The sequence below is a fragment of the Pontibacterium sp. genome (assembly GCF_964228735.1).
Classification (GTDB): Bacteria; Pseudomonadota; Gammaproteobacteria; order Pseudomonadales; family Balneatricaceae; genus Pontibacterium.
In genome coordinates, this window is the sequence record NZ_CAXRBQ010000072.1 from 14,768 (window position 1) to 38,328 (window position 23,561).

Sequence of the window (23,561 nt, forward strand, 5' to 3'; positions counted from 1 at the left end):
CATGTTCAACAAGATTCTTATTGCAAACCGTGGCGAGATTGCCTGCCGCGTTATCCAGACGGCGCACCGTCTGGGTGTTAAGTGTGTCGCTGTCTACTCCGAAGCTGACGCCAATGCCCGCCACGTAGCGATGGCTGACGAAGCCTTCCTGCTGGGCCCTGCACCAAGCACTGAAAGTTACCTGCGTGCCGACAAGATCATCGAGATCTGCAAACAGTCCGGCGCTCAGGCGGTTCACCCGGGTTACGGTTTCCTGTCTGAGAACACTGAATTCGCAGAAGCACTGGAAGCAAACGGCATTACCTTCATCGGCCCACCGTCTTCCGCGATTGCAGCGATGGGTTCCAAGTCCGCGGCGAAAGAGATCATGTCTCACGCCAACGTACCGCTGGTACCGGGCTATCACGGTGAAGACCAGGATCCAGCCCTGCTGAAACGCGAATCCGAGAAATGCGGTTACCCACAGCTGCTGAAAGCGGTTGCCGGTGGTGGCGGTAAAGGTATGCGAGTGGTTGAGTCTCTTGATGACTTCGACGCAGCGCTGCAGGCCGCATGCCGTGAAGCACAGAATGCATTCGGCAACCCGGACATGCTGATCGAGCGTTACCTGACCCAGCCACGCCACGTGGAGATCCAGGTCTTCTGCGACAAGCACGGTAACGGTATCTACCTGGCCGAGCGTGACTGCTCCGTACAGCGTCGTCACCAGAAAGTGATCGAAGAAGCCCCTGCGCCGGGTCTGTCTGACGAAACCCGCAAAGCGATGGGTGAAGCAGCGGTTCGTGCCGCACAAGCGATCGACTACGTGGGTGCAGGTACGGTTGAGTTCCTGTACGACGTGGACGGTTCCTTCTACTTCATGGAGATGAACACCCGCCTGCAGGTGGAACACCCGGTAACCGAGATGATCACCGGTCAGGATCTGGTGGAATGGCAGCTGCGTATCGCCGCAGGTTCCGAACTGCCGATCACCCAGGATCAGCTGTCCATCCGAGGCCACGCACTGGAAGCACGTATCTACGCGGAAGATCCGGACAACGACTTCCTGCCTGCCACCGGTAGCCTGAAATACCTGCGTACCCCGGCTGAAAACGCCCACGTACGTGTGGACACCGGCGTTATCGAAGGTGACGAAGTATCCGTGTACTACGATCCAATGATCGCCAAGCTGATCGTATGGGATGAGAACCGCGAAGCGGCGATCAACCGTATGGTTAAAGCACTGGAGGATTACCGCATCGCAGGCCTGAAGACCAACACCCGCTTCCTGCGTAACCTGGCGGATGCGGGCCCGTTCCGTAAGGAAGAGCTGGATACCGGCTTCATCGAGAAGCACCGTGAGCTGCTGTTCCCGGATGCACGTCTGGATAACCAGTTCTGCCTGGTGATGGCCGCAGCCTACTTCCTGGAAACGGCGAAAGCGGGTAATACCATCAAGGGTGATCAGTACTCCCCATTCTCTGCCCAGAACGGCTGGCGTCTGAACTCCGAGTACGCCCGCCCGATGAAACTGGCATTGGGTGATGACCTGCACGAGCTGAGCATTCTTGAGAAACAGCACGAATACGAAGTGACCGTGGACGATGCCAGCTACCGTGTATCCGCGTGCCTGAGCCACGATGCACTGGACGTGATCATCAACGGTCACCGTCTGACCGTGCACTGCTTCCAGGATGGCGACAACCTGACCATCTTCCACGAAGGCGAACAGTTCCAGTGCCGTCAGCACCGTGACACCTTCACCGAGTCCGAACAGTCCGGTGATGCGTCGCTGGCTGCACCGATGAACGGCGCGATGGTCGCGGTTCTGGTCGACAAGGGTCAGGAAGTGAAAGCGGGTGACACACTGGTGATCATGGAAGCGATGAAGATGGAGCACAGCATCTCTGCACCGTACGACGGTGTTGTAGCTGAAGTGTTCTTCGCCGAAGGTGATCTGGTGAACGAAGGTGCCGAACTGGTAGCACTGGAAGCAAAGGATGAGGAGGCAGCGTAATGGCCACTCCTTTCTCTGTACCTTCCTCTCTGCCGTCATCAGTTCGCATCGTTGAGGTCGGCCCACGGGACGGCCTGCAGAACGAACCGGGTGACATCATTGCCACCGAAGTGAAGGTTGAGCTGATCAACCGCCTGGCCGACGCCGGACTCAGCTACGTTGAGTCCGCCAGCTTTGTCTCCCCGAAGTGGGTTCCACAGATGGGCGATGCGGCGGCGGTGATGGCAGGTATCAATCGCAAACCGGGTGTTACCTACGCCGCGCTCACACCAAACATGCGTGGCCTTGAGGGTGCGATTGAGTCCAAAGCAGACGAGGTTGCGGTGTTTACCGCTTCCTCCGAAGCCTTCACCCAGAAGAACATCAACTGCTCCATCAAAGAAAGCCTGGAACGGTTCGTACCGGTGATCGAAACCGCTCAACAGCACGGTATTCGTGTGCGCGGTTACGTCTCCACGGTTCTGGGTTGCCCGTACGATGGCGATATCGCACCCGAGCAAGTTGCTGCAGTCTGCCGCGATATGCTGGATATGGGCTGCTACGAGATCTCCCTGGGCGACACCATCGGTGTTGGCACCCCGCTGAAAGCGAAGAAGATGCTGGAAGCGGTAAACAAAGAGATCCCGATGGAGAAGCTGGCGGCGCACTTCCACGACACCTACGGGCAGGCCCTGGCCAACCTGTATGCCGTGGTCGAGGAGGGTCTGGCAGTGATCGATACCTCTGTCGCTGGCCTGGGTGGATGCCCTTACGCCAAAGGCGCGTCCGGCAATGTCGCTACTGAAGATGTGGTGTACATGCTGAATGGCCAGGGTATCGAAACCGGTATCGATCTGGACAAGCTGGTAGCAACCAGCCACTGGATCACCGGGCAACTGGGTCGCGGCAACGGTTCTAAAGTCGCACTTGCTTTAGGCTGCAAAGATAAGTAAAAACCCTTATATAGACAACGCCCGACACCCATCAGGGCTGTCGGGCACCTCGAAACAAAAAAAACAAAACCGAGGTATCAACAGATGAAGTCACAACCGGATTACATCACGGCACTGGATCTGCCAGTGCCGGCGCACCATGAACTGTCGGACGAGTTTCAGAAGTACTTCGCTGTGTGTGAAGAGAAGCTGGGCATGGTGCCGAACGTTCTCAAGGCCTACAGCCAGAACGCTGCACAGCTGGATGTGTTTTCCCGTCTCTATAACGAACTGATGTTTGGTGAGAGCGGGTTATCCAATCTGGAAAAAGAGATGATCGCCGTTGCGGTTTCATCCTCCAATTCCTGCTACTACTGCCAGGTTGCCCACGGCGCTGCGGTACGCGAGTACTCCGGCGAACCCAAGCTGGGTGAACTGATGGTGATGAACTACCGTGTAGCGGAACTATCCGACCGCCACCGTGCGATGCTCGATTTCTCCGTCAAGCTGACGGAATCCCCTAACGAAATTCTCGAAGCCGATCGTCAGGCTCTGCGTGACGTGGGTTTCAGTGATCGTGATATCTGGGATATCGCCAACATCGCCGGTTTTTACAACATGACCAACCGAGTCGCCAGTGCGGTCGATATGCAGCCGAACCCTGAATACCACAGCCAAAGTCGCTGATATTCCGTGCCCGGTGCTGTTTGGGGCAGCACCGGGCACATAAACCCTTTTGAAATTTAAAAAAATAACGCGCAAATGGGGTCAACAACGATGAGTAAACTCCCGAGCTACACCAGCGGTCCTAGCACTAAACCACTGATCGGCATGACCATCGGTGACAAGTTTGATGAAATTGCAGCAACCTATCCAAACAACGATGCACTGATCGTGCGCCACCAGGGCATCCGCCTGACCTACGCCGAACTGAAACAGCGTGTCGACGAAGCAGCACGCGCCTTCCTGGCGATTGGCGTAAAACGCGGTGACCGTGTGGGCATGTGGTCTCCGAACTGCGCCCAGTGGACTATCACCCAGTTCGCGACCGCCAAAGTGGGTGCGATTCTGGTAAACGTAAACCCGGCGTACCGTCTGCACGAGCTGGAATACGCGATGAACCAGTCTGAGGCCAAGTTCCTGGTAACCGCAGACAGCTTTAAAACCTCCAACTACACCCAGATGCTGTACGATCTGGCACCAGAACTGAAAAGCTGCGCCGAAGGTGAGCTGGAATCCGAGAAGCTTCCGCACCTTAAAGGCATCATCAACCTGGCCGACGACAAGCTGGCTGGCATGTGGCGCTGGGCTGACTTCGTAGAGATGGCCGAGAAAATCGACAACTCCCAGCTGGAAAAAATTCAGGCTGAGCTGCAGTTCGACGATCCGATCAACATCCAGTACACCTCCGGCACCACCGGTTTCCCGAAAGGTGCGGCGCTGTCTCACCACAACATCCTGAACAACGGTTACTTCGTCGCCGAGAGCATGAACTTCACCGATCAGGACCGTCTGGTCATCCCTGTACCGCTATACCATTGCTTCGGCATGGTCATGGGTAACCTGGGTTGTATGACCCACGGTGCGACCATGATCTACCCGGACGAAGGTTTCGAACCGAAATCCGTACTGGAAGCGGTATCCGAAGAGCGTGCAACCGCGCTTTACGGTGTACCAACCATGTTCATCGCCGAGATGGAGCATCCAGACTTCGATCAGTACGAAGTGTCCACCCTGCGCACCGGCATCATGGCAGGTTCCATCTGCCCTGAAGAGGTGATGAAAGCGGTTAACACCAAACTGCACATGGAAGAGGTTCAGATCGCATACGGTATGACCGAAACCAGCCCGGTTTCCACCCAAACCGCAGCAGACGACCCGTTCGTTAAGCGTGTAACCACCGTAGGCCGCACCCAGCCACACCTGGAAACCAAGATCGTTGATCCGGCATCCGGCAACGTTGTTGCCCGTGGTGAAGTGGGCGAACTCTGCACCCGTGGTTACAGCGTGATGCTGAAATACTGGAACAACCCGGAAGCTACTGCTAAGTCCGTAGACGAAGGTGGCTGGATGCACACCGGCGACTTGGCAACCATGGACGAAGAGGGTTACATCCAGATCGTTGGCCGTATCAAGGATATGGTTATCCGCGGCGGTGAGAACGTATACCCGAAAGAGATCGAAGAGTTCCTGTACACCCACCCGTCCATCTCCGATGTTCAGGTAACCGGCGTACCGGATAAGAAATACGGTGAAGAACTGATTGCCTGGGTGAAACTGGCACCGGGTGCAGAGGAAGTAACCGCTGAAGATCTACGTGCGTTCTGTAAGGGTAAGATCACCCACTTCAAGATCCCACGTTACTTCAAGTTTACCGACGAGTTCCCAATGACCGTGACCGGTAAGATCCAGAAGTTCAAGATGCGTGAAATCTCTATCGAAGAGCTGGGTCTGGAAGACTGATAATCGCCACACCCACTTCGTGAAAAACGCCAGCCTTCGTGCTGGCGTTTTAGTTTCCGACTGTAGACCAGAAGCAGACAGAAAGACGCCCCGTCTATGCTTACCTTATAGGTTATGGGCATCGCACCTCTGCACCGCCCACAGATCATATGCCTGCCGGGAGGGTCACATCATGTTGCGTTTCATCGGTCGAAATATTCTTACGGGCCTTGTCACCATCCTGCCCGTACTCCTGACCCTGTATCTGATCTATTGGTTGGCCCGAACTATCGAGGTCGCGCTGGGCGAATCGATCCGTGCGCTTCTACCCGGCATGCCATACTGGCCTGGCCTGGGGCTGCTGGCAGGACTCGCAGTCGCTTTTCTCGTGGGCATGCTGATGCACGCCTATCTGTTCCAACGCCTTTTTGCCCTTACAGAAAACCTGCTCTACCACATGCCACTGGTGAAAACGGTCTACCGCGCTATTCGGGACTTTTTCGACTACTTCTCACCCACCGTGAAAAAGGAGTTTGAACAGGTCGTTGTAGTGACACTTGGCGATAGCGGCATGGAGGTGATCGGATTCGTGACCCAGGAATCCAGCGGACGCCTGCCAGAAGGTTTCGACACAGAGGGCAGTATTCTGGTCTATCTGCCCCTCAGCTACATGATTGGTGGTTATGCCGTGCTAATACCACGGAGTTCAGTCAGACCGCTAAATATGAGTGTTGAAGAAGCAATGCGCTTCACCCTGACCGCCGGAGTGACCGGTATCAGTCAGAGTGGACCGATATCCAGGCCGCCGCTTCGGCACCACTGAAAATGTTTCCTGTGCCGAAAAGTCGGGCCTGGAATACTAAAACTCTGCTATCCGGCAAAGCTGTCAAAAAATGTTCACCTTCGATGTCTGGTGAAGCGCTATACATTGTCTACACTGAACATTCTGGAATGCAGGTAGTGCCTGAACAGACAGTGGTGTAACAGTCCCTCCCAGCACCGTTCAAAGCTTCCCGTCATATGGAGATCAGCGCCTTTAGACAGACCTAATCGGACAAATAAAAATGTTCAGCAAGCGCCCAAACAAAAAACAAATACGCAGAGAACACGAACAGAAAATCGCAGACTATCTCGCTCAAGGCGGCACTATTCAGTGCGTACCTCCCGGCGCTACAGGCCTGGTCGAAGGGCGATATCATACCCGCCATATCCGAATCGAACGGACCCACGAAACACGCACGCCTATTCCCGAAGTGGTCGCTGCCATTGAAGCGCGTCGCCCGGGTAAGAAAACCAGAAAGGCCGCTCCCAAACCTAAGCATCAAAGTTACCGTAAAGTGATCTACGATGACTTCGGTGATCCCGTGCGCGTGATCTGGTCTCACAAATAAGCAGACCTAATTTCCGCTCACATAAATTTCTGGCGTCTTACCCCACACAAATCACATCAGGCGGCGGTAACGCTGCCTGAGCGTACCTGTCTGCTAGACTAATACCAGTATGACACCGTCAGGAGCCCACCGATGAAGATCATTATTCGCGTGACCTCGGAAAGGGACGGCACCGAGTACTTCGTTAATACGGATAACATCGTCTACTTTTCGCAGAAAGCGGGAGAGAGCGGCACCCGGCTCTACTTCACCAGCGGTGAGATCTCCCATTTGGTAGTTAAGGAGCCACCAGAACACATTCTGCAGCAGATCAAACAACTCTGACGCTGTACGCCGCCCGCACTTGCAAAGCAGCCAACTTAACGGCAAATTAGGGTTTTCACCTACATAGAGAAAACCCTGATGTCCGCTACGGTAAACGATCACTACCAGCAAAAGCTCGATACCGACCGCATCATTGCCAAACTTCAATCCGCTTACCCGGAAGGTCCGGATCGTTTCCAGCTGGCACCGGTCGATCAGCTGCACATTGGTGGCATCAAGGCATCCCTTAAACTGGTAAAGCGTATCGAAGCGCTGGAAGTGACCTCCATCCTGGATATCGGCTCCGGACTGGGCGGCTTGATGCGACTGATCGAGCAGGATTTAAGACTGCCGATCACCGGCCTGGACATCACCCACGGGCTGAACCAGATCAACCAGCAACTCTCCTCTCTCACACCAGATAATTCATCACCTCAAGTAGTTACCGGCGATGCTCATAACCTTCCCTTTGAAGCCGGTCAATTTGACCTAATTGTGTTCCAGCACAGCCTGCTGAACATGCCTGATGCGGCACAGGTATTAAGGGAGTGTAAGCGCGTACTTACCAACAACGGCAGATTGCTGATGCACGAGGTACTGCAGGGTGAGAATCACAACGAGATGCGTTACCCGGTACCTTGGGCGCGCAGTGCCGAGGATTCACACCTGCGTACGGAAGCGGAACTGCGCGCCATGCTTCATGACAGCGGGTTTCAGATTGAGATGTTTAACGACTGGTCGGAAGAAGCCTTGGCGTGGCGACAGCGCCAGGCGGAAAAAGAGAAGCAATCTGGTGGGGCCAGTACACCTCCGCCGGTCTCCCCTGCTTTGATCCTGGGTCCAGAGTTCGGACAGATGGGGCCAAACGTAATGCGTAACCTTAGCGGTCATGCAGCACGTGTTGTGGAAGTCATTGCTCACAACACGTAGCAGCCCTCTCCGAGGGCGACATCTTCTAAGTATTGTAAACGTCGCGGTCTGAGACCGCTGCTACAGTCTCGTGCACTGAACACTCCTGTCAGACATAGAGTGCCATCGTTAAGAACAATCAGAACCCTGTAGCAGCCCGCTCTGAGGGCGACACATTCAGACTGCGAGGAAAATCGCGGTCGGCACCCAAAGGGCATAAAAGCCCTCTGCTACAAGTAGGTTGGTCATCGCAAAGCGATGCCCAACACAAATTTCCCGCATATCTAGCAACTTCAACGAAGAATGTTTGGGCAAACCTTAACGGTTTGGCCAACCTACGGTATCGGTAAACTATGTGCTCACACAAGTAGGTTGGCCATCGCGAAGCGATGCCCAACAAAATTCCCGACCCACAAATCCATTCCAAATAGGACGTTTTCGCCATTACGGGTTATCATTTGAGTTAGTCATATTGATTTAAGAGTCACCCAAATGAATATCAATGACCCTTTTGGTCGCCTGAAAAAACAGCGTGAAAAAGAGTACCTCTCCTTGTGTCAAACCCTTCAGGACGCGGGCGTGAACAACCGCCACGACGCACAGGAGCTGATGGAAACCCTGCTCAGACGAGGCAAAATCGGCATCCTGATTGTTGTACCGTTTACCCTGATTCTTGGATCGCTGTTCGGCGAGGCGCAGCTGTATATCTACGTAGTTGGCTTCCTGATTGCTGTCTGGCTGTTCAAAACCACCACCCGCAGCCGTCAACACATCAAGCGCTACATCGAAGAAGAGTTAACTGACGAAGAAGACAGCCGTGAGTTTTAAACCTCACGGCTAGTCCGATACCTTCCACCACCTTCCACCTAAACGCAGGCGAATGCGTTCTTCCCGTTTTTCTTCACGCAGTACATCGCATCATCCGCCGCTTTAAGCAGTGCCTCCAGATCCTGACCGTCCTTCGGATACAGAGATATACCGATACTGGCACTGGCGCTGATTGCATGCCCTGCGGCAACGACAGGCTGTTCAATCACTTCCAATATGCGGGTTGCGACCCGCTCTGTGTATTCTTCGCAAGATGCGTGAGACAGCAGCACCACAAATTCATCCCCGCCGATACGTGCCAGCATATCCTCGGAGCGAATGGTCGTCTGTACACGTTGGGCAACTTCACACAGTACGCTATCACCCACATCGTGCCCGTAGGCATCGTTAATCGACTTAAAGCCATCCAGATCGATAAACATCACCGCCAACTGGAGGTTATGCCGCTCGGCATGCGCGATCTCTGTTTTTGCTGCTTCCTGCATATAGTGCAGGCTGTTTACGCCGGTCAGCGTATCCCTCATGGCGATATCGTGCAGACGCGCCCGTGAAGCCTCAACTTCCTCTAGTGCGTCATACAGCTCCGTAAAATCGTACTCCACCACCAGAAACAGGAAGTCGCCATTTAGGGGATGGCGGGTACGACGAATATCCAGACTGTGGCGCCGCTCGCCTGCACTGGTTCGCATAATGTAATCCCAACGCCCCTCTTCCTCTCGCTGGATTCTCGCAATGCAGGCACGGCCTTCTTCAGGATCAGCAAAGCGTTCTATAAATGCGCAGCTGCCTTCCGGCATCGGTTGATCGTGCAGGTGATTGTATGCGTCGGTGGCAGCGGGGTTTTCGACGAGCGGTTCACCGTCAAAAGTGTAGGTAGTTGCAGGTACACGTGTATAACGCATCGCCTCCATCAACAACAGGTTTTCGGGTTGTTCCCCGAGATTCACCTCTTCGTTGATATAGGCGATGATGCCACGATGTTTGTCCGGGCCCAGCAATACAGCCCGGTGCATCATCAGTAACGTTTTGGGTTTGCCATTGGGGTAGGTAGTCCAGGGGTCGACCGTTAACCCATCCTTGGCGGCCAGCTCAAAGGTTTGCAGCGTTCGATCCCGCGCCCCCTGGGTATCGCCAGACAGGTCTTTATCAATCAGCTCCTGTACGCTGTTCAGTCCCCAGAACGACACCGCTGCCGGGTTTCCCCACCACCAGCCGTGTTTATCCAGGTCAAAGATCCAAACAACATTGGGAATCAGCTCATAAAGGCCTAACTCGTCGTGACTCTTAATATGGACTAGATGATCATACTTGTGACTTTCAGACATCCCTTACACCATGGAACCCTTCTCTCTAAACTCTGACCAACTGCGTTTGATAACCAAAGCGTTCCATACACAACGGGGAATTCAGAATCGAACGACGGTCCTCCAAGCAGGTTAAAATCGTCAAACGCTCTACCTGAACAAAAACGGTTCCGATTTATTGTAGACCAATATAAGAAAAGCCAAAGAAAACAAACACAACTGACGGGGTATCCGCGTAGGTCTGACCTGCGACTGAGAAGATATTTCAAACAGGTTATGCCAAGAAATCAGATAGTGTACGAGTACCCATACAGCAACATAGGGCCTACCGCCAGGCTAAGGGTGAAAGCGATCCCCAACTTACCCGGTTTAATAAGAAAGCTTTTCTTAGGATTGTTTGGATTAAAGAAGACACGGACGCCACCATCTGCGTATTGGTGTATCCCTCGCCTCTGCTTCTCCAATAGAAATTTTGCGTTGTGTGACGCCACCATCACCCAGGGCGACACCCGTTTACCCTGATAATGCTTCCCATCCACAACGTATTCGTAGAGCGCAGAAGCAATGTACTCCTGATTTGACGTCACCAGCTCTGTACCGCCTATTTTGCTCACTCCATTCTGCAGTAAGGCCCCTTTGGTTTCCGGCCACCGGGCAACCCGAAGCTGGAACAACACCGAATAACCGCAAACCACCAGCGCGTACAGACAGATGAAAAACATAAATCCCTGTTTATCACCGTCTACGGCCAGATCGAACATCTCCATTATGTAATCGATCATCAGCTTAGTTATCCTCCAAGCCCAGCCTTTGATGCCACTGCGCGATCGACTCATCCGGGTAGAGATCGAACTCCTTATCGTGGTCCCCTGTCTGTAACGGAACCCAGGAAGCCTTCGAACCGAGCATCAGATGGGTACGCTCCGGCGGGACCGGTAAGCTTGTATCGATTGCTGAAGCAAACGGGTGCATCAGCTCCGGCCAACGCGGATCCCAAACCCATAACGCACTACCGCATTTGCTACAGAAGTGGCGTTTAGCAGGGCTTTGCGCCCGCTCGCCAGCATCGTTGGTCAGCATCACCTGATAGACAGAGATATTTTCTTCCCCCTCCACTTTCAGCGATTCATGGTCTGCAGAGAGGTTTATCGCATAGCCACCCGCACCCGCCGTTTTACGACAGATCGAGCAATAGCAGAGGTTAAACGGATAGGGATGTGCGGAGTTGACGCTGAAATGCACAGCGCCGCAGTGACAGGAACCTTCAAGCTTCATAGTGATCAGTGCCTTCGTCCAAGGAGTTCTTAAACCCAAACGATTCAACCATAGCTCTATTTAGCAATTCCGCCACTAAAACGAGCGACACCTTAGAGCAATATGATTCAGGCACTGATCACTCAGCAAGTTCTAGAAAGACAGTATTTGCGTTAGTTATCTCACGCGATTGATTGCGCTCACCAACCTCGATCAGCCCGCTTTAGGCAACCCTTCTTCAGTGGCCGGTATCACGTCTTCCGGACTTTTGAGCATTACAACCACCACCGCGAGGATGATCCCCACTGCAGGCAGGATCGAGAGAACCAACGGCTGCCCTGCGACCACTGCCATCAGCATAACCATCACCGGTACAAGATAGCTGTAGGCCATAACCTGGGCTGATTTCAGACGCACGCTGGCATAGTGGAACAACATAAATGTCAACGCAGTCACCGCCAGCCCCATATACAGCACGCCCCAGATAACACCCACGCTTACTTCGGCCAGTACGGCAGTATCAAGATACATCGGAATAAACGGGCTTAACCATAGAGCAGCGAAGAGCAGCAGCCAGAATGTGGCACTTAGAATCGGCTGTTCTTTCAGGCTGGACTGTACCAGCACCGGGTTGGCGGCAAAGGCCATGCAACCCCACAGGTAGATCAGGCTGCCGTCATCAATACGCAGTGTCAGCAACCGGTCAACCGAACCACCCACGATGATCCATACCGCCGCCAGCAGGCCAACCAGCAACATAACCCACTGACGCTGCTTCAGGTGCTGCCCGGCAACCCGTGCAATCAACGCAGTGAACAGCGGAACCAGAGTATAGATAGCGGCAACCTCGACCGGATCGCTCTGCTCCAGGGCCTCAAACATCGACCAGAAATAGAAACACACCAGCAGGCTCAGAACGGCATAGCGCAACAACAAAGAGGCCGAAGGCCACTGCCAGCTGCGTCGTGACAATATGAGTCCGCCAAAGAATAAAGCCCCCAACACAAAGCGTGTCCAGGTTACCACCAGCGGTGGCAACTCAGCGGTCAGGTACTGGCCCAGGGGAAAAGAGGTGCTGATCAGCACAGTAAACAATATTACAGACAGGTGCCCTTTGTGACGTTCGCTCAACATATTCCCCTCCAATCTTACTTACCGGCAACGCTGTAACAGCCATTGCGTTAACAACTGAACACAGTCTAAGATCGAATAAGACATTAATGAACTGCATAGTATGCATACCACCATGAACAACAAACATATCGAGTTAACCAACCTGGATCTCAATCTATTGAAGGTACTGCACGCACTGATGTGTGAGCGCAATGTCACCCGTGCAGCAGAATCCCTTGCCTTGAGCCAATCCGCCGTCAGTCACGCACTGAAGCGATTGCGTCAGGCCCTGAACGATCCGCTGTTCGTGGCTACCCCAAGCGGTATGGAACCCACCCTGCGTGCACGGGAACTGGCCGAGCCCACGGGCCTGTTCATTCAGACCCTCTCCCATAAGCTGAAGCAGAATCCGGAGTTTGATCCCGCCGCATCAGACCGGGTCTTTAAGATCGCAGGGGGTGGCCACTTTGAACTGATTCAGCTACCGCGTTTGTTGCGGATACTCAGCCAGGAACAACTGAGCGTACAGATCCACAACGAACCGCTGACCCAGTCGGACTACCACGATGAACTGCTGCAAGGAAAAGTAGATCTGGTGTTCGGCGTACGGGGCATGACCCACCTGGCTGACAACCTGAAGACCGGCTTGGTACAAAACACCGAGATGGTGCTGGTTGTCCATGAGTCCCATCCCCTCGCCCAGCGTCAGTCGTTAAGTCTGGAGGAGATGGCAGCACAGCCACAGATCTTCACCTCTTACTGGAGTGGCCCCAAGAATTTCCTGGATCAGCGCCTCCAGCAGAACGGCCTCAAGCGTAATGTGGTCACCACGGTGCAGGGATACGCCTCGGTGCCAGCCATCCTGGAAAACACCGAACTGATGATTGTGATGATCAAACCGGTCGCACTGTATTTCCAGCAGCACTACCCGCTGAAGCTGATTCAGGCCCCGCGTGAACTCACCGATATCAGTTCGTTTTTTGCTTGGCACCCACTGCACGATAACGATCCGGGCCATATCTGGTTACGGCAGCAGTTGGCCAACGTGATCAACGACACCGTATAACTCGCTGACCACACGCCGTTACGGTATGCTGCCTTTTTCACTAACACCCACCAACAAGGTTCCGTGAATGCCCGACCAGCCTAAGATCGCCATCTTCGTGGATGTACAGAACATCTACTACACCACCCGTCAGGCATACGGCCGCCAGTTCAACTACAGGGCGTTGTGGCAGCGCATCTCTGAGGAAGGCACCATCGTCAGCGCCACCGCCTACGCCATCCACCGTGGCGACGAACGCCAGCTGAAGTTTCAGAACGCTCTTAAACAGATCGGTTTCGATGTAAAGCTCAAACCTTTTATCCAGCGTAGCGACGGCTCCGCCAAAGGTGATTGGGATGTAGGGATTACAATAGATGTGCTGGAAGCAGCCAAATCGGTAGATAAGATTGTACTGCTTTCGGGTGACGGAGATTTTGATCTGCTGCTGGATAAGGTTCGCAACGATTATCACGTCAGCGCCGATGTATACGGTGTACCGGCACTGACGGCAAACTCACTGATTAATGCGGCGAGTGAGTTTTATCGAATTGAGGAAGCGTTACTGATGTAACGCGGCCCTCTCCACCATCGATCCCCCCGCCAACCAGGACACGGGCGCTACCGACTTCATGGCAGCGCGCCCCCAGACCTGTTATGTCCGATAAAGCGGTTCCAGTATCCCTTCAGCTGTTTCCGGGGGCCCAAGCCGGGCACTCTGAGCCAGGCGCCACAGTTGCTGCCCCTGCCAGCTTTGCGCTGCCCTGCCATAGGTGTGCTGGTTCAACCTGTTGATCTCGGGTTTCAAATCCGGACAGATATCCGCCAGCTGATTAAGGTGTGTACATCCGGGGCGCTGAGCCTTAGCCCACTCTAACAACGCCGTTCGCGCTGCCCGTGCATCGTTCTGCTCACACGCCTGCTTCAGCTGCCGTTGCGCGTGTGAAACCGAGCTAACAGCAGCGCTTACCTCCCGCTGCGCAGCGGTGTTGTCTGCTTTCGACGAGAACCGGCCCAGTAGCAGTGTCCCAACACTGCCCAGCACAACGCCCACCAACAGAAGCCACCCGTGATTAATCCAGCCTGCGGCCGTTTCATCGGCCTGCGTGGCAGGCTCGTCCGGCGTAGCAGCAACCGCTTCCTGCGCCTGCGGCACAACCTCTGGCGTCACTTCAGGCTCCACCGGCAGCGGGACAGGGGCTGCGGCCTGAGCAGCGTTCACACCCGGCAGCACCTCAACCGTCACCGCCTCCAGTACCGCCTCCCGCATCCGGTTTGCTTTCACATCCCACCAGGGAACACGGATCTCCGGCAACGTCAGTGTCCCCACTTTGCTGGGAATCAACGTAACCTCCAGCTCCAGTGTCGACACCAGATGATCGCCGAAGTGCTGATCGGTTTCCGGTGTGGCCGCGTACTGCTTAACCCCCTTCACCTCAGGCAATGTCAGTGGTGGTAACTGGTTGCTGGTCAGCCCTTCGGCTGTCAGCGTGATCACACGCGTGACCGGCTCGCCCTGGGTAACGCTGTCGGTCTGCCAATCCTCACTCAGGCTCAGCTTTTCTGCCGGCAACCAAGTACGTCCTGAAAATTGCGCGGGAATCGGCTCCACCGTCAGGCTGTAGGGTTGCGACGATACCTGCACCCGTTTCAGAGCACGGGTAAGATTACCAAAAGGATCACGTTTGCGTTGCCCGTTGTGTACCTGACCAATCAGTCTCACGGGTGTAATCTCCAGATCACCGCTCTCTTCCGGCGTAATGACCCAAGACTGCTCGACTGCGGTTATCTCCCGTCCATCAAGTACCTGCGTGTACTGTTTCTGCTCACCCAGTGGTTCCACCAGCGCTTTTACACCACTGACAGTGGGCGCTTCAATAGAGGCATTAAAGATCTGCCGCCCCACCAGCAGGGTTGCACGATAGATGATCGGCTGTTGCACCTTGGGATTTTCGGAGGAGAGGGATGCCCGCACCTCAAATCCGCCCTGATCAGCACCGACCTGCTGCACCTTTTTCACCGTGATCCGGTGCGGCTGTGTCTGATCATTGTCGACAGACAGCGACGGAATGACGAGTTTACCCGTACGCTTCGGCAGCAGTGTGAGGACCAGTTCACTGGTCATCTCCACCTGCCCGTTGCGAATATAGGTACTGGACTGCTGGCTGCGCCCCAGGATGTCGAAGTCCTTTTCCAACGGGTTCAGATCGATCTCGTCGCTGCTCACACCGGACATATCCAGCGAATAACGGATTGTTTCCCCCTCATCCACCTGACTGCGGTCGATACGGCTTTCCACTGCGGCCTGAGCCACAACACTCAAGCAGAGCAGCAGAGCCGGAAACCAACGTGTTATCGCCTTTACCATGTTTTTTCCTCTACTCCATCCTGTTGCGCCCGCTGGCGATACTGGTAGATAAACTTGCGCCGCCAGAGCCCTGCCGGATCATCGACAATTTTGTTCAGCAACTGCTGACGGGCCTGCTCAGCCTCATCCACCGGTTTATCTTGTTCCGCTGTCATCGCGGCCATCGCTTCGCCTTCGTTCTCTGAGTCGTTACCCTGCTGACGCTGATCGATCTGCCCTCTCAGGTAGTCCTCCGCCTCCTCAGCCGTTTGTGCCTCCCGTTCCGCAGCATGCTGGCTACTCTCTTGCGGGTTGCGGCTCTCCGCCGCATCGGACGCCGGTGCCGACTGTTGCGCGCTATCGTTACCCTGATCGCCACCTTGGTTTTGCTGCGCGGCAGAATCGCGGGCCTGATCGGATTGTGTTGGGTCGTCCTGTTCGCTATGGCTGTTTTGCTGACCAGATTGCTTTTGTTCACCGCCCTGCTGCGATTGCGGCTGCGACTGCTGAGACGCTTGCTGATTCTGCTGTCCCGATTGCTGGCTCTGATTTTCCTGTTCAGAAGCCTGCTGCTTGAGTTCCTCCAGCAACGTTTTGTTGTGTTTGGCATCGTCAAAGTCGGGCTGAAGCTCAAGGGCGCGGTGGTAAGCAGCGATCGCCTCATCCAGCTTGCCGTTACGGGCCAGAACGTTGCCGCGGTTGTACCAGTCAGCCGCCGTCTCCGGGGTAAACCCCTCCTCCAGTGCAGCCTGGTAGTCGCCGCTCTCGTACTGCGCCACCTGCTTCCAGCGCGGATCTTCAAATTGCTTCGCTGCAGCCGCTTTATCTCCTGTAGCGTAAGCCTTGGCCGCCTTCTGATCCGGCGATCGCCACAGATCCTGCCACCAGCCGGCGTCCGCGTTTGGTGAAGCCGTAAATGCCGACAAAAACATCACTGGCAGCAGAAGGTTCAGCATCCCCCTGCGAAACAGTGGCAATAGCAGCGGAAGTGTCAGCAACAGAATCCAGGGGCCTTCCGCCACCCAGTAATCAAACGCCTGATCGCTGACCACTGCGCGCCGTTCACTTTGTGCGAACAAGGCGCTCAGTTGGTCCAGATCTGTGTCGTCGTTGCTCAGCCTGACCGCGACACCGCCGCCCAACGCCGCTGCTTCACGCATTTTGCCAAGATCGGTGCGGGCGACCACAACCTCTCCCTGCCGGTCTTTCAGCAAACCGGAACCGGTCGGAATCGGCGCGCCCTCTCGCGTGCCCACACTGAGTATCGACACCCGATATCCCTGCTGTTTCAGGCGGCTGGCGTCTGCTGCTATCAGGGCCGGCTCCACCTCGTCACTGACCAGCAGAATATCGCCCTCGGGCACCTGAGCCTGTTGCAGTAAGGCTCCGGCCTGCTGCAACGCCCGATCCGCCCGGCTACCCTGCGCCGGCATAATCTCCGGTTGCATCGCAGGAAGTTGTGCACGGATCGTATCACCGTCCTCGGTAAGCGGTGTGACAACGAACGCGTCCGCCGCATACACCAGCAGCGCCGCCTGACTGTCGCCAAGACGGTCCAGAAGGTCTTCGATCTTGAAACGGGCGCGTTGCAAACGGCTGGGTTTAAGGTCTGTTGCGTTCATGGACGCCGAGAGATCCCACACGATCACCACCGCACCGCCCTGCTTCACGGCCGGTTGTGGCTGTTTCTGCCAAACCGGCTGTGCCGCCGCGAGCGCCAGCAGCAGCGACACCAATACCGCCAGAGGCCAGATCGCACGCGAACGCCCTTTCCCCTCCCTGACCAGGAACGGTAACAGCTCCGCATCACAGACCTGTGCCCAGTGCTGCGTGGAGTGATTAGCGCGCAGCCAGAGCCAGGTGATCCCCATCAATAGCGGAAAGAGCAGCAGCCACCAGGGCTGCAGAAAGTGGAATTCATTCAGCATCTCACCCCCTCCCTGCTCGCCACAGGGCGGCCAATATCAGCATCAACACACCCACCAGCAGCGGCCAGTGGTAGAGCGAACTTACCGGGCGGAATGTATCGCTGTCCTGCGCCACCGGCTCCAGCTCATCCAAAACCTGATAGATCTCCGCCAGTTGATCGATATCCTGCGCACGGAAATACTGACCGCCGGTCTGCTCTGCGATGTAGGTCAGGGTCTCTTCATCCAGCTCCGGCATCGAACCGCCCAGCAGCCGTCCGACCAAACCTCCCCGGCTACGGTCGCGACCGATACCGATGCTGTAGATTTTCAGCCCTTCAGCCATAGCCAGCTCGGTCGCCTTTTTCGGGTCCAGTGCACCGGCGGTGTTCGTGCCGTCGGTCATCAGTATCAGTACCCGCTGTTCATTCCTCATCGATTTAAAACGTTTCACCGCCAGCCCGATCGCATCACCGATTGCAGTGGAGCGGCCCGCCAACCCGATCTGGGCCTCATCCAGCAGCTGCTTCACCGTAGTGCGATCATGAGTCAGGGGGGCCTGCAGGTAGGCTTGCTCGGCAAACAGAATCAGACCAATACGGTCGCCCACACGCCGCTGAATAAAGTCCCCCGCCACCGCTTTGGTGGCCGCCAGACGACTGATCAGCTGATTGCCGAGTTCAAAATCCTGCTCCAGCATACTTTCCGACAGGTCCACCGCCAGCACCATATCGCGCCCCTGCAGCTGCTGCGGCACCGGCTCACCGATCCAGCGCGGATTGGTCGCAGCAAACAGCAGGCAGAGCCAGGCCAGGTAACACCAGATCAGTAAACCCAGGGAGCGCTTGCCCGTTGACGTACGCTGTCCGCCGGTTGCACTTTCCAGCGCGTCGATAAACGGCACCTCAAGGCCACTCTGCTGAGCAGCGCCTGCCGCCGGTGCATAGCAGTAAACCAGCCACGGCAGCGGCGCCAGCAGCAGTAACCAAGGCCAGCCTAACTCAAACATCAGCGATCTCCCGTTTAGCCGACTTGATCCACTGCCTGCACGCTGCAATCAGCGCGTCGGCGGAGATTACCGCATCGCGCCGATAGGGGCCCTCCACCAGATTGCGCAGCTGGCCGTGATCGCAGCGTGGCCCTGTCTGCTGCAGAAACTCAAACCATGCCTGCCCCGACAGCCCCGCAACCTCATGACGTGAATACAGCGTCATCGCACTCTGCTTCAGCAACGCATTACAGTCGGTCAGCAGTATTTGCGGGTTCTGGTGTTGTTGATAGCGGGCGAGCACAACCTCAAGTGCCGCCAGACACCGGCGCCGGGGATCAGCCTTACACCGACGCCACCAGAGCACTGCCATGACGGTCAAAACAACCAGCAACAGCAGCAGTAGCCACCAGCCGGGCGCAGGCGGCCAGATGCCCACAGCATCAGGCAACTGCATCGGTTTCAGGGGGATCTGCGAGAAGTCCATCAGCGCGCCCCCTCTTTCCCGTGTGAAGATGGAAGCTGAAAGAGCGGGTGTTGATCGGTGTGCCAGTGGGCAAACTCCACACCGCGTAGATTGCGCAGTTTTTTGAGCAGCTGGATTCGGCCGGCAAATTGTGCGGCGTAGCGTTGCTGTTGTCCCGCGTCAGCATCAACCGTTACCTCCCGCCCCCGACCCAGAAAACGGTAACGTTTGCCCTGGGGCAGCTGCTGCTCCAGCGGATCGGAGATCAGCACCAGCTTCAGCTCAACCCGCTGTGCCAGCCGCATCAGGTGTTGCTGTACCGCCTCATCCACATCGTGAAAATCGCTGAATAGGTAGAGTAGCGTCCCGCTCTCCAGATAACGCTCCGCGTTGGCCAGCGTTTGGCCAAGAGACATGGCGGCGCCCGCCTCGATTTTATGAGCAGTGCGCTGCGCCAGTGCCGAGATCAGCCCCATCACCTGCTGACGATTATTGCTGGGACGGAACAACTGGGGCTCCGCACCGCCCAGCAGTTGCCCGCCAACACAATCCCCGTGGGCCAGGGTGGTCCAAACGGTCATCGCCGAAGCATAAGAGGCCAGCACCGATTTGAAATGGCCGCGGGTTGCAAAGTGCATGGGCGCGCGCAGATCGGCCATCACAAATACCGGGCGCTCACGCTCCTCACGGAACAGCTTGGTGTGCGCCTCACCGGTGCGCGCCATCAGACGCCAGTCCAGATGACGGATATCGTCGCCCGGCTGGTACTCGCGCACGTCGTCGTACTCCATACCGCGGCCGCGGATATGACTGAGATGGTGCCCGTCGCGAATCGCCATACGTTCACGCCCCCGTCCGCGGGCCGGCGGCCAGTGGCGCAGGCTGATCAGCTCGTCCAGCGTGAGGATGTGGCGAGCCGCAGGTACCGGCCGCAGTATGTGCTCTCCGGCAAACATAGCTGCAGCTCCTCAGGGCACCGCCACACGCGCAATCAATTCGGCGATCAGACGATCCTTGTCCATTCCGTTAGCCTCGGCGATATAACTCAGGCCGATACGGTGACGCAGCACCGAAGGTACCATCTCCTGGATATCATCTGGCGTGACAAAATCCCGGCCGTTGAGCCATGCCTTGGCTCGCACCGCCAGATCCAGTGCGATGGTGGCACGGGGACTGGCGCCGTATATGAGACTGTCGGCCAGATCGTCACCATACGCCGCCGGCTTGCGGGTCGCCATCACCAGCGCGACCAGATAGTCCTCCAGATTGTCCGCCATATAGGTGTCCATCAGTTCGCGGCGGGCTGCGAACAGCTCCTCCTCGCTGAGCAACACCTTCGCCACTGCATCATCCCCCGCCATATGGCTGGTATGCTCACCGCGCACCAGGCGCAGGATCTCTTTCTCCTGCTGATGGTCGGGATAATCGATACGGATATGCAGCATAAAGCGATCCAGCTGCGCTTCCGGCAGCGGGTAGGTGCCCTCCTGCTCCAGCGGGTTCTGGGTTGCCATCACCATGAACGCACGCGGCAGCGGGTAGGTTTTACCCGCCACAGTCACCTGCCGCTCCGCCATCGCCTCCAGCAGTGCCGATTGCACCTTGGCAGGCGCACGGTTCACTTCATCGGCGAGTAACAGGTTGCAGAACAGCGGCCCCGGACGGAACTGGAAACCACCCTCGGCGGTATTAAAAATCTCGGTACCGGTGATATCGCTGGGCAGCAGGTCGGGGGTGAACTGCGCACGGTGAAAGGTGCCCTCCAACAGATCACTCAGGGCATGAATGATGCGGGTTTTCGCCAGACCGGGCGGACCTTCCAGCAGTACATGACCGTCAGTCAGCAGTGCGATCAGCAGCTGCTCGATTAGCGCCTCCTGCCCGACCACCGACGTTTGCAGCGCCTGACGCAGCGTTTCCAATTTAAGCTGGTTTGGACTGAGTCCCGCCTCATCTACCGTCACCGTCATTCCGCCCTCCCAGGTGTTTCAGACGTATTCAAAGAGTTTGTATCGGTCTATCGACCAGCCAAAAAGCGATTGGTTTCATTGAGTTAGCCGCTTTGTTCTGATCGCGAACAGACTGGCCGTACAGAATAGATGGGTTTAGACGTGACAGAATCAAGGGGGGCTGGGTGACAACTGGAGAATTTCGTTAGGGTTGCTGATTGCGATGCCTGCTGCTGTCAGGCCGCATGGAATGTGTCCCACACCTGCCCCTTCTCCTGCGAGCCAAACCAGGCCAGACGTAGCTTAATGACTTGGAGCTCCAGAAAATAATAACGCGTGTTCCTTCACACTGTGGGTTTCCATCCTGAGAAATACGACAATCTGAATTGATACCCTTACACACTTACCAAGCTGATCACAACTGCTTCAGCGCCAACGATTAGATAGGGAACAACCAAAAAAACGCCGGTGAGCGCTAACCCACCGGCGTTTTTTAGTAATCAGATTCGATCTGAGATCAGGCCGCTACAACCTCGTTTTCGAGGTAAGCGATGATCTCTTTGGATTCGTACATCCACTGCACAGAGCCGTCTTCTTTCTCGATACGCAGGCATGGCACTTTTACACGGCCACCTTCGTTCTGCAGAGTGGTACGGTGGGTGTTGTCGTTCTTGACGTCACGCAGTTCGATGTTCAGCGCGTTGCGCTTCATGGCACGGCGTACTTTTACGCAGAACGGGCACGCCTCAAACTGGTACAAGGACATATTTTGGGTGCGCTGGTCGATCTTCGCCTGGGCATCAGCAGGGCGCTTTACACTGCGCGGGCTGAAGATAAAGTTCAGTAACAAAATGATACGACCCAGAAACCAACGTACAAATGCCATAAGGCTCTCTCCACTTTCAAATCTTAACGCAAGGTGGGTAGCGGTCAGGTTGGCTACCCATCGATGTTAGCGAGCGCGAATTCTATCAGGTTGATCAGATTCTAAACACCCGGTTTTTATGCTGCTTTAGCCACGTTTTACGCTACGCTGCTGCTTTTTCTTGCCCGGCTTGCCCTTTTTGGCTGCCGGAGCACTGCCGGAACCTGCCGCACGTTTGGCGGAGGTGCCGTTGTTCTTAAACGAGCCACCTTTACCCGATGCCGGACGTTTACCGTTACCCCGCTTGCTCGGCGAGTCGTCCACACGCGCTTTTGGCGTAGAACCGGACCACTGTCCGCCACGCGCGGTTTTACCCGGTTTAGCCGGACGGTTGGAATTGCGCTTGGCGTTCTGCTCTTTCTCTTCTTCCGGTACCAGCTGGTTTGGACCATCACCGATCAGGTCGGCTCGACCCATGTCCTTCAGCGCGCCACGCAGCATGCTCCAGTTTTCCGGATCATGGTAACGCATCAGTGCTTTGTGCAGCTTACGCTGCTCGTCGTTCTTCGGCGTGTACAGCTTCTCGGACTTGTAGGTCACCTTCTTCAGCGGGTTGCGGTCTGAGTGGTACATCGCGGTCGCCAGGGACATCGGTGACGGGTAGAAGGTCTGCACCTGGTCTACCTTGAATTCGTTCTTCTTCAGCCACTGAGCCAGGCTGACCATATCGCTGTCTTCACAACCCGGATGCGCACCAATGAAGTATGGGATCAGGTACTGCTTCTTGCCCGCTTCCTTTGAGAACTTGTCGAACATCTTCTTGAACGCATCGTAGGTGCCCATACCCGGTTTCATCATCTTGGAGAGCGTACCCTCCTCGCTGTGTTCCGGAGCAATCTTGAGCAGACCTCCCACATGGTAGGTTACCAACTCGCGTACGTACTCCGGATCTTCCACCGCCAGGTCGTAACGCAGACCGGAGGAAATGGAGATGGTGTGTACGCCATCCAGCTTACGTGCTTTACGGTACAGCTGGGTGGTTGGACTATGATCTGTGTTCAGGTTCTGACAGATGGTCGGATACACACAGGACAGCTTACGGCACGACGCCTGGATCTCAGGGTCGTTACAGTTGAGCTTGTACATGTTGGAGGTCGGTCCACCCAGGTCGGAGATCGCGCCGGTAAAACCCGGGACCTTGTCACGAATCTCTTCGATCTCATTCAGGATCGATTCGTGGGAACGGCTCTGGATGATACGACCTTCGTGCTCGGTGATGGAGCAGAAGGTACAGCCACCAAAACAGCCACGCATGATGTTGATCGAGAAGCGGATCATGTCATACGCCGGAATACGCTGCTTACCGTATTTCGGATGCGGAATACGCTGGTACGGCAGACCAAATACGCCGTCCATCTCCGGTGTTTCCAGCGGGATCGGCGCCGGGTTAACCCAGATCTCACGTTTGCCGTGTTTCTGGATCAATGCACGGGCGTTGTGCGGATTGGATTCCAGGTGTAGTACGCGGGATGCGTGTGCATAGAGA

The 23,561-nt window shown here is 55.8% G+C and carries 23 protein-coding genes; 11 read left to right on the forward strand and 12 right to left on the reverse strand.

Features of this window, described 5'->3' with window-relative positions; translation table 11 throughout:
• Position 1 precedes the first annotated feature (1 nt).
• The 9 genes from ACEQ15_RS07650 to ACEQ15_RS07690 all read left to right on the forward strand — a co-directional run bounded on the left by ACEQ15_RS07650 (position 2) and on the right by ACEQ15_RS07690 (position 8,780).
• Positions 2-1,996 (forward strand): acetyl-CoA carboxylase biotin carboxylase subunit, encoded by a 1,995-nt coding sequence (locus ACEQ15_RS07650; RefSeq protein ID WP_370278524.1) that lies wholly within the window; start codon positions 2-4, stop codon positions 1,994-1,996.
• A complete protein-coding gene (locus ACEQ15_RS07655) occupies positions 1,996-2,928 on the forward strand; it encodes a hydroxymethylglutaryl-CoA lyase (protein ID WP_370278525.1) in 933 nt (310 codons plus the stop codon). The genes ACEQ15_RS07650 and ACEQ15_RS07655 overlap by 1 nt, the downstream gene beginning before the upstream one ends.
• An 84-nt stretch (positions 2,929-3,012) precedes the next feature.
• Positions 3,013-3,594 (forward strand): peroxidase-related enzyme, encoded by a 582-nt coding sequence (locus tag ACEQ15_RS07660; protein ID WP_370278526.1) that lies wholly within the window; start codon positions 3,013-3,015, stop codon positions 3,592-3,594.
• 90 nt (positions 3,595-3,684) lie between these two features.
• Positions 3,685-5,370: an AMP-binding protein gene (locus tag ACEQ15_RS07665; protein ID WP_370278527.1), complete on the forward strand. Its 1,686-nt coding sequence runs from the start codon at positions 3,685-3,687 to the stop codon at positions 5,368-5,370.
• A 172-nt stretch (positions 5,371-5,542) separates the two neighbouring features.
• Positions 5,543-6,172, forward strand: coding sequence for a DUF502 domain-containing protein (locus tag ACEQ15_RS07670; protein WP_370278528.1), 630 nt, complete (start codon positions 5,543-5,545; stop codon positions 6,170-6,172).
• Positions 6,173-6,413: 241 nt separating this feature from the next.
• Positions 6,414-6,740, forward strand: coding sequence for a hypothetical protein (locus tag ACEQ15_RS07675; RefSeq protein WP_370278529.1), 327 nt, complete (start codon positions 6,414-6,416; stop codon positions 6,738-6,740).
• A gap of 132 nt (positions 6,741-6,872) precedes the next feature.
• Positions 6,873-7,064 carry a hypothetical protein gene (locus ACEQ15_RS07680; protein WP_370278530.1) on the forward strand — a complete coding sequence of 64 codons (192 nt, stop codon included), beginning with the start codon at positions 6,873-6,875 and terminating at the stop codon, positions 7,062-7,064.
• Between the two features lie 78 nt (positions 7,065-7,142).
• Positions 7,143-7,973 (forward strand): class I SAM-dependent methyltransferase, encoded by an 831-nt coding sequence (locus tag ACEQ15_RS07685; RefSeq protein WP_370278531.1) that lies wholly within the window; start codon positions 7,143-7,145, stop codon positions 7,971-7,973.
• A 471-nt stretch (positions 7,974-8,444) separates the two neighbouring features.
• On the forward strand, positions 8,445-8,780 hold the full coding sequence (locus tag ACEQ15_RS07690) for a hypothetical protein (RefSeq protein ID WP_370278532.1): 336 nt from the start codon (positions 8,445-8,447) through the stop codon (positions 8,778-8,780).
• Between the two features lie 38 nt (positions 8,781-8,818).
• Here ACEQ15_RS07690 and ACEQ15_RS07695 read toward each other — a convergent pair whose 3' ends face one another.
• The 4 genes from ACEQ15_RS07695 to ACEQ15_RS07710 form a co-directional block, all read right to left on the reverse strand.
• Positions 8,819-10,105: a diguanylate cyclase domain-containing protein gene (locus ACEQ15_RS07695; protein ID WP_370278533.1), complete on the reverse strand. Its 1,287-nt coding sequence runs from the start codon at positions 10,103-10,105 to the stop codon at positions 8,819-8,821.
• A gap of 266 nt (positions 10,106-10,371) precedes the next feature.
• Positions 10,372-10,866 carry a DUF3592 domain-containing protein gene (locus ACEQ15_RS07700; protein WP_370278534.1) on the reverse strand — a complete coding sequence of 165 codons (495 nt, stop codon included), beginning with the start codon at positions 10,864-10,866 and terminating at the stop codon, positions 10,372-10,374.
• Positions 10,867-10,870: 4 nt separating this feature from the next.
• Positions 10,871-11,359, reverse strand: a complete 489-nt coding sequence (locus tag ACEQ15_RS07705; RefSeq protein WP_370278535.1) for a GFA family protein — start codon at positions 11,357-11,359, stop codon at positions 10,871-10,873.
• Between the two features lie 192 nt (positions 11,360-11,551).
• Positions 11,552-12,472 (reverse strand): DMT family transporter, encoded by a 921-nt coding sequence (locus ACEQ15_RS07710; RefSeq protein ID WP_370278536.1) that lies wholly within the window; start codon positions 12,470-12,472, stop codon positions 11,552-11,554.
• Between the two features lie 112 nt (positions 12,473-12,584).
• On the opposite strand from ACEQ15_RS07710, the gene ACEQ15_RS07715 reads away from it, so the two are divergent.
• Positions 12,585-13,517, forward strand: a complete 933-nt coding sequence (locus ACEQ15_RS07715; protein WP_370278537.1) for a LysR family transcriptional regulator — start codon at positions 12,585-12,587, stop codon at positions 13,515-13,517.
• Between the two features lie 67 nt (positions 13,518-13,584).
• Positions 13,585-14,067 carry an NYN domain-containing protein gene (locus ACEQ15_RS07720; protein WP_370278538.1) on the forward strand — a complete coding sequence of 161 codons (483 nt, stop codon included), beginning with the start codon at positions 13,585-13,587 and terminating at the stop codon, positions 14,065-14,067.
• An 81-nt stretch (positions 14,068-14,148) separates the two neighbouring features.
• Here ACEQ15_RS07720 and ACEQ15_RS07725 read toward each other — a convergent pair whose 3' ends face one another.
• From ACEQ15_RS07725 to ACEQ15_RS07760, 8 genes are all read right to left on the reverse strand, one after another.
• Positions 14,149-15,861 carry a BatD family protein gene (locus ACEQ15_RS07725; protein ID WP_370278539.1) on the reverse strand — a complete coding sequence of 571 codons (1,713 nt, stop codon included), beginning with the start codon at positions 15,859-15,861 and terminating at the stop codon, positions 14,149-14,151.
• The gene (locus ACEQ15_RS07730; protein WP_370278540.1) at positions 15,855-17,768 is read right to left on the reverse strand and encodes a VWA domain-containing protein; all 1,914 of its coding nucleotides are present in this window, start codon (positions 17,766-17,768) and stop codon (positions 15,855-15,857) included. The genes ACEQ15_RS07725 and ACEQ15_RS07730 overlap by 7 nt, the downstream gene beginning before the upstream one ends.
• 1 nt (position 17,769) lies before the next feature.
• Positions 17,770-18,756 carry a VWA domain-containing protein gene (locus ACEQ15_RS07735; protein WP_370278541.1) on the reverse strand — a complete coding sequence of 329 codons (987 nt, stop codon included), beginning with the start codon at positions 18,754-18,756 and terminating at the stop codon, positions 17,770-17,772.
• Positions 18,749-19,222: a DUF4381 domain-containing protein gene (locus ACEQ15_RS07740; RefSeq protein ID WP_370278542.1), complete on the reverse strand. Its 474-nt coding sequence runs from the start codon at positions 19,220-19,222 to the stop codon at positions 18,749-18,751. Before ACEQ15_RS07740 ends, ACEQ15_RS07735 begins: the two co-directional genes overlap by 8 nt.
• Positions 19,222-20,157 carry a DUF58 domain-containing protein gene (locus tag ACEQ15_RS07745; RefSeq protein WP_370278543.1) on the reverse strand — a complete coding sequence of 312 codons (936 nt, stop codon included), beginning with the start codon at positions 20,155-20,157 and terminating at the stop codon, positions 19,222-19,224. The genes ACEQ15_RS07740 and ACEQ15_RS07745 overlap by 1 nt, the downstream gene beginning before the upstream one ends.
• Before the next feature lie 12 nt (positions 20,158-20,169).
• Entirely contained in the window at positions 20,170-21,171 is a 1,002-nt protein-coding gene (locus tag ACEQ15_RS07750; protein WP_370278544.1) for an AAA family ATPase, read from the reverse strand.
• Between the two features lie 496 nt (positions 21,172-21,667).
• Positions 21,668-22,036: a glutaredoxin family protein gene (locus tag ACEQ15_RS07755; RefSeq protein ID WP_370278545.1), complete on the reverse strand. Its 369-nt coding sequence runs from the start codon at positions 22,034-22,036 to the stop codon at positions 21,668-21,670.
• Between the two features lie 126 nt (positions 22,037-22,162).
• The coding region (locus ACEQ15_RS07760) for a YgiQ family radical SAM protein (protein ID WP_370278546.1) at positions 22,163-23,561 on the reverse strand (1,399 nt) is incomplete at its 5' end.

Excerpts from the sequence above, each read along its gene's own strand:
- ACEQ15_RS07650 (WP_370278524.1), top strand. The coding sequence starts at position 2 with ATGTTCAACAAGATTCTTATTGCAAACCGTGGCGAGATTGCCTGCCGC.
- ACEQ15_RS07655 (WP_370278525.1), top strand. The coding sequence starts at position 1,996 with ATGGCCACTCCTTTCTCTGTACCTTCCTCTCTGCCGTCATCAGTTCGC.
- ACEQ15_RS07660 (WP_370278526.1), top strand. The coding sequence starts at position 3,013 with ATGAAGTCACAACCGGATTACATCACGGCACTGGATCTGCCAGTGCCG.
- ACEQ15_RS07665 (WP_370278527.1), top strand. The coding sequence starts at position 3,685 with ATGAGTAAACTCCCGAGCTACACCAGCGGTCCTAGCACTAAACCACTG.
- ACEQ15_RS07670 (WP_370278528.1), top strand. The coding sequence starts at position 5,543 with ATGTTGCGTTTCATCGGTCGAAATATTCTTACGGGCCTTGTCACCATC.
- ACEQ15_RS07675 (WP_370278529.1), top strand. The coding sequence starts at position 6,414 with ATGTTCAGCAAGCGCCCAAACAAAAAACAAATACGCAGAGAACACGAA.
- ACEQ15_RS07680 (WP_370278530.1), top strand. The coding sequence starts at position 6,873 with ATGAAGATCATTATTCGCGTGACCTCGGAAAGGGACGGCACCGAGTAC.
- ACEQ15_RS07685 (WP_370278531.1), top strand. The coding sequence starts at position 7,143 with ATGTCCGCTACGGTAAACGATCACTACCAGCAAAAGCTCGATACCGAC.
- ACEQ15_RS07690 (WP_370278532.1), top strand. The coding sequence starts at position 8,445 with ATGAATATCAATGACCCTTTTGGTCGCCTGAAAAAACAGCGTGAAAAA.
- ACEQ15_RS07695 (WP_370278533.1), bottom strand. The coding sequence starts at position 10,105 with ATGTCTGAAAGTCACAAGTATGATCATCTAGTCCATATTAAGAGTCAC.
- ACEQ15_RS07700 (WP_370278534.1), bottom strand. The coding sequence starts at position 10,866 with ATGATCGATTACATAATGGAGATGTTCGATCTGGCCGTAGACGGTGAT.
- ACEQ15_RS07705 (WP_370278535.1), bottom strand. The coding sequence starts at position 11,359 with ATGAAGCTTGAAGGTTCCTGTCACTGCGGCGCTGTGCATTTCAGCGTC.
- ACEQ15_RS07710 (WP_370278536.1), bottom strand. The coding sequence starts at position 12,472 with ATGTTGAGCGAACGTCACAAAGGGCACCTGTCTGTAATATTGTTTACT.
- ACEQ15_RS07715 (WP_370278537.1), top strand. The coding sequence starts at position 12,585 with ATGAACAACAAACATATCGAGTTAACCAACCTGGATCTCAATCTATTG.
- ACEQ15_RS07720 (WP_370278538.1), top strand. The coding sequence starts at position 13,585 with ATGCCCGACCAGCCTAAGATCGCCATCTTCGTGGATGTACAGAACATC.
- ACEQ15_RS07725 (WP_370278539.1), bottom strand. The coding sequence starts at position 15,861 with ATGGTAAAGGCGATAACACGTTGGTTTCCGGCTCTGCTGCTCTGCTTG.
- ACEQ15_RS07730 (WP_370278540.1), bottom strand. The coding sequence starts at position 17,768 with ATGCTGAATGAATTCCACTTTCTGCAGCCCTGGTGGCTGCTGCTCTTT.
- ACEQ15_RS07735 (WP_370278541.1), bottom strand. The coding sequence starts at position 18,756 with ATGTTTGAGTTAGGCTGGCCTTGGTTACTGCTGCTGGCGCCGCTGCCG.
- ACEQ15_RS07740 (WP_370278542.1), bottom strand. The coding sequence starts at position 19,222 with ATGGACTTCTCGCAGATCCCCCTGAAACCGATGCAGTTGCCTGATGCT.
- ACEQ15_RS07745 (WP_370278543.1), bottom strand. The coding sequence starts at position 20,157 with ATGTTTGCCGGAGAGCACATACTGCGGCCGGTACCTGCGGCTCGCCAC.
- ACEQ15_RS07750 (WP_370278544.1), bottom strand. The coding sequence starts at position 21,171 with ATGACGGTGACGGTAGATGAGGCGGGACTCAGTCCAAACCAGCTTAAA.
- ACEQ15_RS07755 (WP_370278545.1), bottom strand. The coding sequence starts at position 22,036 with ATGGCATTTGTACGTTGGTTTCTGGGTCGTATCATTTTGTTACTGAAC.